Below are 7,155 nucleotides of genomic sequence, written 5' to 3' on the forward strand. Positions count from 1 at the left end.
GGTGTCGGCGCGGACGGTGTCCCTACGGCCCGGGTTTCGGCCGGTGAGGGTGTGGTGCGTAAGTCGGCGATGGACCGCGGTGCCGCGCCGATTGTCGCTGCGCTGAACGGCGGAATGCGGTTGCCGGGCTTCGACGACGGTGGCGTGGTGCCTCCGATCCCGATGCCCGCTGTCCCGCCGATCAAGGCGCCCGAAGCGACCACCGGGCAGGCCGGCGCGTTCAACGATTTCCTGAACTCCGTGCAGGGCCACCCGTACCAGTACGGCACCCTGTATGACTGCAGTGGTCTCATGTCGCAGATTTACAACCGGATGACCGGCAAGCAGATGCCCAGGTTCAACACCGAAAGCGATCTTGCTGCATATGGTTTCGTCCGCGGCAGCAAGCCTGGCACATTCCAGCTAGGTATTCATCACGGCGGGGGCGGCCCGAACAGCCACATGGCCGGAACACTTCCGGATGGTCGAAGTGTCGAATCTTCAAGTAACGGTGTGCAGATCGGCACCCCGCTGGCACGCGGTGCGTTCGACCCGCAGTTCGAGGATCACTGGTTTTTGCCGGGCAGCGAAGGCATGGGTGGGGCGACCTCTGTCTTACCCGGGGTGGCGCAAGCCCCCGATGATCCGGCTGGCATGGGCGCTATGGGCGCCCCTGGCGGGAAAGATGGCCGGACACAAGGCTATATCCCTGCCGGGGCTGGTGGTAGCGGGGCTGCGGGGTCGAGTTTCTTCTCGGGCGCATTGCAGATGGGCGCCCAAGCCGTCAACGGTTTGATTGATCAGGCAGCATCGGCCGCCTCGTCCGCTGTGTCGATGGGCGCTAACGCTTTCGCCCCGGGGGCTGGCGGCGCGGCCGGCGGCGCGGCCGGGACGGCGATCGGTATCGGTACTCAGGCCGCGAAACGTGGTGTGCAGTACGGCTTCCAGATGGCCGGTATCGGCGCTGACGCTTTGACGGAAATCTTGATGCCGTTCGGTGTCCCAAGGTTTTTCCAGACTTCGCCGCAGCAGTTCATGCCGCAGCTGCCGAATATGGCCGCGGCGGTCACGACCGGGGAGAAAGCGCAAGGACAACAGGAAGGTCTGCAGACGCCTTCACCGTCTGGGCCGGTGCAGCCCGGGCAGATGCCCGGACAGCAAGTCGTTGGGAAACCAGCGCCGCTCGCGACACCGGGAACCGGGGACCTCAACCCAGCGCCACCACCCAACGCGCCCGGTCTGTCACCGACACCGGCCGGCCCGGCTGTGCCCAACCCCACACCCAATCCGGTCGCCCCGCCGGTGCCGCAGTCGGGGCCGATGGCGCAGCCGCAACCCCCCGCGCCACCGATCAAACCGACCGATTTGGGCGGCCTGTTGGGCGTATACGACACGGGCGGATGGCTGATGCCCGGCGGCATCGCAGCGAACATGACGAACAAGCCTGAGCCGATCCTCAACGACGACCAGTGGGGCAACCTGCACGCAATCGCAGCGCAGGGCATGCCGACGCCAGACCCGAAAGCCGTTGGGGGGAGCGGGGGCGACTACAGCATGCACTTCGGCGAAGGCTCAATCATCGTGAAAGACGTCAACGAGCTCCAACGGGAGCTTGACAGCCGGCAACGGCTGCAAAGATGGCGCTACGGCGGAAGACCGTAGCCGTAACCCTAAGACTCACAACTGAATAACCCGCTCGCCCATTCAAAACTGAATACCCGTCAACCATTCACAACCCAAGAGAGATCATCATGACCGACCACTACGCCGCCGCCCTCGAAGCTGACCGCGCTATCACCGCCTACGGCACATCGCATTGGCAAGCGCCGCACCACGAGCACACCAACCCAGGCCAGATGGCCGCCAAAGACCTACCGCAGCCCACACCGTTCTCCCTCAAAGCTCCTGCAACGCAGGCAGCCCCGCATCGGACCGGCGCGACGGCAGCGCAGCGCGCCTGGGCATCAAAGCAGCATGCGATGACCGCGCTTGCTGACCACATCGAAGCGATCGAACCCGCCGTGCACGACCGGCGATACACCCCAGAGATGGTCTCCGAGAACGTACAAGCATTCGCCGATACACCCGCCTATCAAGACGTGGTGAGGCAGCACGAGGCTGTGCACGCGAAAGTCGATGAGGCGCAACACACCATCGCTCAGGAACGCGCGGCGCTCATACAGCCAGGCGACGCTGCAGCCGAGTCGCGGGCGCTGCGCTACTGGGCTCGCACCGAACGGCAACTCGATGCAACCAAGGATGGCATTGGGGCGGCGCACGAGATCATCAAGTCAGCCACCCCAGAACAGTTGTCAGTGCTGGCCGAGGAACTCGAGCCGTATCTCAAGGCTAAGGGGCATGACACGCGCTGGCTGGATGATGCTTTCGCGGAGAAGGTACCAACTTACGGTGCGGCACACCGGCGTCTGGTAGCCGCACAGCAGGCAGCGATGATTAGTGACGGCGACATGCGCAGGCTGGACGACATGCTGCGGCAGGTCCCGTCGCCGGATGGGCTGCGGCCGCAGCGGATCCCGGCCATCGCCTACGACCGCCGCTACGATCCCGAGGTGGAGCTGTGACCGCGGGCGACGATAAGCCGCTGCCCGCGTTGAAGATTCCACAGGTGGTGAGCCATCGGTTGGATGGCCGCGGGAGTCCGCATTGGCCTACGCATAAAGGGAAGCGTCAGCTCGGGCGTCGGCTATCGGGTAGGGCCGGCTAGCTATGACCACGCCAGCAAACTTCCGCATGCCGCCAGCAAACACTCTGTGCCCCATCAAGATCAATCCGCCGTCCGTGTCTAATAGTGGGCGCCCTCTACGCCGCTCGGTTGACGACAAGGGCGCTCAACTGAGCTCAGTGTTGGGTTTCGGTAACAGATACCTTCTCGCATCGTCGCAGTTAAAAGGGGTGCCGGGGACCCCTGGTTACACTAAAAAGGTCTCCCGACCGGGCGCCTGGACACATCTGTGCGCACGCATCGCGTTTCATTTTCGGGTGTCAATAACGGGCACGTGTCAATAGCGGACAGCAAATAATCGGCTAACGCCAGCAAAGGACAGCAAAGGACAGCAAAGGATGACCACCCACTGCCACGAGGCGCAGCAACTCCTCGACGCGCTCGACGCCAAGCTCGCTAGGGCGGCTGAGCGCCAGGGCGTGCCGCTGACGTGGACAGCGGCCGAGGCGCACACCCTTGAGATCCTCGCGGACACAATCGACCGTCGCACCGCTCTGACCAGTGCTTTTGATGCCTGTGAGGCGTCGGAAGCCAAGACGCAGGTCAAGTTGTCCACCGAGATCCGCCAACTGGACCGCTTGGTGGTGCAGTTGCTGGGCAAGATCGACGTCGCGGCCCCGAAACAGCCGGAATCGTTGCGCACAGTGAAGGCGCGCCAGGCGGCGAATGCTCGCTGGGGGAACGCCAGTGCCTGAACTCGACGAAACCGCAGCTGAGGGCCTTTTCTGTGTGCCCGGCGCCTACGAGATGTGCCTGCAAACAACCGCGGCGTGGAGCGCCGGCCCCGACTACCGCTGGCTGCTCCGCGCTCCCCGCCGGTGGCCGAAACACTGCGCCGACACCGGCCAGCGGGTCGCATCCCTGGTCGGTGAGCTACGCGGCGGCCCGGTTGAGGCCCCGCGGTGGCTGTTCGGCGGGGCCTCGTTGCCTTTGCCGGCGGCCGCGCCGCCGTGGCTGCAAGCCGGCGGCGTTCCCTCTGTTGAGGTGTGGGCTGATGATTCGGTGCGGCCGGTGTTTGAGGTGGCGCAATGAGTAGCGCTGTGACCTGCGAAAACACCGCGGATGGCTGGCTTGAAGGTGTGGCCGAGGTGGTTGCGGAGTCGCGCGGCGGCATCACTGTGTTGTGTCCGCATTGCGGTGGCCGGCACCAGCATTCGGCGCGGGTCAAGGGCAGTAAGCAGGTGATCGCTGGCTGTCACACCGGCCACGGCCGTTGCTGCACCTATGTGGTGCCTGGTGAGCCGCCGCGGCCGCGTCCGAGCTGGGCCGAGTGATGAGGGTTGCGACGGTGATCGGCTCGACGAAACACGGTGTGGCCGTGGAGTGCCCGTTCTGCGGCGGTGTGCACCGCCATGGACGCCGGTTGCTGGGCTCCGAGGTGGCCGCGGGCTGCCACGCCGGCCACGGGTGCCGCCGCACGTACGTGATCCCGCAGCGGGGTGCGCGGTGACGTGGCGGTGGCGATGGTGGTCGCTGCGGCGCCGCGTGACCGACCTCGAGGGGCGGGTCGCGGCGCTCGAAGCCGGGCGCCCGGTAATCGTGCAGGTGGGCGGGCAAAGGCGCCCGGAGGTATTGGAAAGGAATCGAAAATGACTGACTCGCAAGGGGGGTGGACCTAGATGTGGGTTGCGCGTAATTCCGGTCTGCTGGCGCCGACGTCCTTGTCATCGGCTGAAAACCACACGGACACCGGAACTTCGGTCACTTGGACGCATGACATCGAGCCGAACGCCAAGGTGATCCTCGCGGTGTTCCCGGGCGGCTTCTACGTCACTAACGGCGGCGTCGGGGTGACGCTCGACCCGAGTGGAAGCGCGAAGACATTCACGGGTGTTGGCTCTGCCGTGTTTCTCTACAACGGCTCGAACTATTTTTACGTGAGCTTGCTTTACCTGCTCAACCCGCCGCCGGGGTTGCAGACACTTCAGGCGAAGATTGCGCCGTATACCGGTAACCCCGCGTACGGCAACATCGCTGGGGCGGCCTCGTTCACTTACGCGAACTGCTCGTCGGTGGCGAACGGTGCTCCCGCGATCAACCCCACTAGGCCGCTGACGATCACGGGCGCGCCGAATAAGACGGTGTTCAACGTGTTTAGCGGTTTCAACGCCGCCAACAACGTTTTCACGAGCACCAGCCCGAATCAGTTGTACCTGCGGCCAAGTGGGAGCGCATATCCGTTAGCGATAGCCGACGGTATCCCGGGAGCTGCATCCCCGGCGTTCGACTGTGTAGCGCAGAACGCGACCACGATCCAGCAGATTTCTTGCACCCTCACCGCGTAACAGCCCCTGGTGGTCGGTGCGGCGCCGTGTGGCAGACCTCGAGGAGCGGGTGGCGGCGTTGGAGGCTGGGCGGCCGCGGATCGTGCAAGTGGGCGCGGAGGAGGGTTCGTTCGCACGCTGCTGTCAGTATCCGAAGGCGCTGAAGTAGCTGAGTGCGTACCCGGCTGACATGATGAACGCGCCGAGACGCGTGTGATTCGGCCTGGTTTCACAATCACGCGGGGAAGGCTAGCGCTAGAATTGAGACCCGATGAAGGTATCCAATTCCCGGCGTGCGCACCGCTATTTCGACGTAGTGCGAAACCCGCACGACCACTGGAATGACCCGGTGCCACCGAAAGAGCCCGGCCCGTCCCATGCCTACCTGTTCGATCCCCGCAATCCACGCCCTGCGCAAGCCTGGATCCTGAAACATGCATCTAGTCCTGCGTTTCTTCAAGACGGCGCCGAGACAGCCGCCTGCGGGATGGGGGTTCGCACCATCTACCCGGAGCCATTCGACACAGACGGGGTGGGCGCATGTCCACGCTGCGCGGAGATGGCACTTCTGAGGCAAACGGATCCTGTCGAGTTCCAGCGGCGCCTCACGGAACGGCAGGAGCGCTGGCACGAACGCGACAACCGACGGTGGAAAGCCGTTGATCTCGCCGACCTTAAGCGCCAAGAGTCGTACGGCAGCCAACCGATTCCCGAAGAGGAAGAACCACTCTGACCGATCTCCGCATTTGGAGTGGCAAGGTGGGCTTACGATTCAGCGGTGGCAGGACTTAATCGGCTGATATACATGGATGATTCGGGTAGCCCCAACCACGGCTGGGTGGTTTATGGCTGGATCGAATGCACTCCCGAGGGGTGGCGCCCGGCGCTTCGTGCCTGGCTGGATTTGCGAAAGCAGCTGTACCAAGACCACTGCGTGCCGCCATCCACGGAATTGCACTGCACTAAGTACATCAATGGACGGCAGCACATCTCCACTACGGCACCGCCGAACAACGAATGGAAGACCCTCGGCCGTACCATTGCGGAGAAGTGCCTAAACGTGATCAAGCATTGCCCCGACTTGCGCGTCGGCGCCGTCTATAGCCAGACAGCGAAGCGGCGTAAGGATTTCTTTGCCCACAAGGCCGGTTGCTACGCAGAAACGGTGGCGATGATCGACCAGCAACTTATCGCTAACGACGAATATGGGCTGATAAACATGGACGGCACGCGCACCGATCAGAGTTACTACGCTGCGCATCGTGACCTAAAACTTTCGACACGCCGAGTTATCGAAGACCCCTTATTTCACGATTCGCACCGCTCGCAGCTAGTCCAGATGGCCGACCTCGTCGCCTACGCGACCTATATGCACCTGGCGCGCCACTCAGGAAACAAATATGGCTGGGATTGGTACGACGCGTATCTGCGTCCCTGTGCAGAGGGGGGCGACCCGGTGCAGCTTAGATACAGCTAGACCCGCCTATCCACGTGTGTGGGGCGGGTCCGCGTCAATAAGTATGCCCCGCCGTGGGCATCTTTGCAAGAGCGGGCTGGCCGGCCCAGAGGCGCGCCGTGGTTAGTACCCTCCCCGTAGGTCGGCGGCGAGGTGGATGGCGATGTCGCGCCAGCCGTCCGCCCGTTCCCGCAGTTTTGGTGGGGGGATCCGAAGAGTGCACGAACTGCAAAACGTTGCAGAATGCAAGGATTTGCACGAACTGCAAGGCGCGCCGCGATCGGGACCTAGCGCAAGCCGACACCATCCGCCACGCAAACAGAGTGCCGCCAGGGGAACGGCCCTGGCGGCACTCTGCTCTTGCGGTTGGCTGTTGGTGTCAGCGGCAGCCCATGACGCGCCGGATTTCGTCGAGGACGTCGCCGCTGCGGGGGTGGTGCCGCAGCATTTCGGCGATGGCCCGGCCGGCGCCCGGTTCGTTGTGTTTCCATGCGGCTACGGCGGCGCCGATTTCGTCGGTGTTCGGGTTGTCCATCGTTAAGCCTTCCTGGTGTGTGCTTGCAGGTTGCATCAACCGCGGGGGTGGCGCAGTAGGTCTGTGCGGGTTCACATCGAACTCATAGAGACCCAGGCGAAGACCCCGACGACGGCGGCGGCGATGAGGGCGCAGGCGATCAGGAACACGGCGTAGTTGATGGTCGCGGCCCATGACT

10 protein-coding genes are annotated in these 7,155 nt (G+C 63.9%); 9 read left to right on the top strand and 1 reads right to left on the bottom strand.

All coding sequences use genetic code 11. The features are described 5' to 3' along the window. The first annotated feature begins 147 nt into the window (after positions 1–147). The 9 genes from EPN51_RS21480 (at position 148) to EPN51_RS21520 (ending at position 6,463) form a co-directional block, all read left to right on the top strand. The gene (locus EPN51_RS21480) at positions 148–1,641 is read left to right on the top strand and encodes an NlpC/P60 family protein (RefSeq protein WP_293046669.1); all 1,494 of its coding nucleotides are present in this window, start codon (positions 148–150) and stop codon (positions 1,639–1,641) included. Positions 1,642–1,730: 89 nt separating this feature from the next. Next, the gene (locus tag EPN51_RS21485; RefSeq protein WP_293046671.1) at positions 1,731–2,561 is read left to right on the top strand and encodes a hypothetical protein; all 831 of its coding nucleotides are present in this window, start codon (positions 1,731–1,733) and stop codon (positions 2,559–2,561) included. Positions 2,562–3,060: 499 nt separating this feature from the next. Beyond that, positions 3,061–3,417, top strand: coding sequence for a hypothetical protein (locus EPN51_RS21490; protein ID WP_293046673.1), 357 nt, complete (start codon positions 3,061–3,063; stop codon positions 3,415–3,417). Next, the gene (locus EPN51_RS21495) at positions 3,410–3,754 is read left to right on the top strand and encodes a hypothetical protein (RefSeq protein ID WP_293046675.1); all 345 of its coding nucleotides are present in this window, start codon (positions 3,410–3,412) and stop codon (positions 3,752–3,754) included. Before EPN51_RS21490 ends, EPN51_RS21495 begins: the two co-directional genes overlap by 8 nt. Then, entirely contained in the window at positions 3,751–3,996 is a 246-nt protein-coding gene (locus EPN51_RS21500; protein ID WP_293046677.1) for a hypothetical protein, read from the top strand. Before EPN51_RS21495 ends, EPN51_RS21500 begins: the two co-directional genes overlap by 4 nt. Beyond that, entirely contained in the window at positions 3,996–4,172 is a 177-nt protein-coding gene (locus EPN51_RS21505) for a hypothetical protein (protein ID WP_293046678.1), read from the top strand. Before EPN51_RS21500 ends, EPN51_RS21505 begins: the two co-directional genes overlap by 1 nt. A gap of 169 nt (positions 4,173–4,341) precedes the next feature. Further along, positions 4,342–5,007 (top strand): hypothetical protein, encoded by a 666-nt coding sequence (locus EPN51_RS21510; RefSeq protein ID WP_293046680.1) that lies wholly within the window; start codon positions 4,342–4,344, stop codon positions 5,005–5,007. A 250-nt stretch (positions 5,008–5,257) separates the two neighbouring features. Then, a complete protein-coding gene (locus EPN51_RS21515; RefSeq protein ID WP_293046682.1) occupies positions 5,258–5,719 on the top strand; it encodes a hypothetical protein in 462 nt (153 codons plus the stop codon). A 45-nt stretch (positions 5,720–5,764) separates the two neighbouring features. Beyond that, complete coding sequence (locus tag EPN51_RS21520; RefSeq protein ID WP_293046684.1) at positions 5,765–6,463, top strand: DUF3800 domain-containing protein; 699 nt, start codon at positions 5,765–5,767, stop codon at positions 6,461–6,463. A gap of 358 nt (positions 6,464–6,821) precedes the next feature. On the opposite strand, the gene EPN51_RS21525 is transcribed toward EPN51_RS21520, so the two are convergent. After that, positions 6,822–6,977: a hypothetical protein gene (locus EPN51_RS21525; RefSeq protein ID WP_293046686.1), complete on the bottom strand. Its 156-nt coding sequence runs from the start codon at positions 6,975–6,977 to the stop codon at positions 6,822–6,824. Positions 6,978–7,155: the final 178 nt, after the last annotated feature.

Origin of the sequence: Mycobacterium sp. (genome assembly GCF_004298145.1) — a bacterium.
In the GTDB taxonomy this organism is placed as follows: domain Bacteria; phylum Actinomycetota; class Actinomycetes; order Mycobacteriales; family Mycobacteriaceae; genus Mycobacterium.